The 973-nt window shown below is 77.2% G+C and carries 1 pseudogene; it reads right to left on the reverse strand.

Going from position 1 to position 973, the window contains the following annotated elements:
- Positions 1–762 precede the first annotated feature (762 nt).
- Positions 763–973 (reverse strand): annotated as a pseudogene (locus PUR56_RS21935) (carbohydrate ABC transporter permease); the annotation flags it as partial.

Consider the following 973-nt stretch of genomic DNA (forward strand, 5'->3'; position numbering starts at 1 on the left):
CGAGCTCGACGAGGACACCGTCGACCGGTACGTGATCGCCCGGTTCTGACGACCGGCCGGACCGCACCCCCCGAACGCCGGGCCGCCGGACTCCCCGGCCGGCCCGGCCCCCGAACGCGGTGGCGGGCAGCTCTGCCCTGACACTGTCCGCCACCGTCCCCCGGCTCCCCACCGCTGACGCTCGGGGCCGACGTCAGCGGCGGGGAGCCGTCACGGGGTCGCTCCACCCCGTCAGGGGCTGCGTCGCCGTCGGCGCCGCAGCCGACCGTGTCCTGGAGCCGCGTCTCCCGGCCCGACACACCCCCCGTGACCCCTGGGCCGCGGAACGGCACCGTCAGCTGTTCCGCGGCCCAGGTCTTCGGCGTTTCGGGGCAGGGCCGAGCCCGTGCCCCGAACCCCCGTTCCGGCGCCGGAGCCCCGGTCTGCCCCGGTCGGGCCGGGCGCCGTACCACTCACCGGGCTCCGTGCCGCCGGGCCGGCCGCACCGCTGCCCCGCCGCACCCGTGCGCCGGGGCCGTTCCGGACCGCGGACCGTCCGTACCCGGGCCCCGTGCGGCGACCGGCCCCCGCTGCTCCGCCGCGTCACGGCCGGGCACGACGGGCGCCGTCCGCCGGGGCACGGCGGGCCCGCGGGCGGGACAACGGGCAGGGCCCGGGAACGGCTCCGGACATGCCGCAGGCCCGGTCGTCGCCTCCCTCCGGCAACGACCGGGCCTGCGGTTCTCCCCGGGTCTCCCGACCTGGACTCGGGGGGTTCTCGTCCTACTCCTTCACCGCACCACCGGTGAGTCCGCGGACGAAGGTCCGCTGGAGGAGGACGAAGGCGAGGACCACCGGGATCGCGGCCAGCACGGAGCCGGCCATCAGGAGATCCCAGCGGGGGGCGAACTGGTTCTGGAACTGGGCCAGTCCGACGGGCAGCGTGCGCAGCATCTCGTTGTTGGTGACCAGCGAGGGCCAGGCGAACTCGCCC

This window comes from Streptomyces sp. BE303 (genome assembly GCF_036290945.1).
In the GTDB taxonomy this organism is placed as follows: Bacteria; Actinomycetota; Actinomycetes; order Streptomycetales; family Streptomycetaceae; genus Kitasatospora.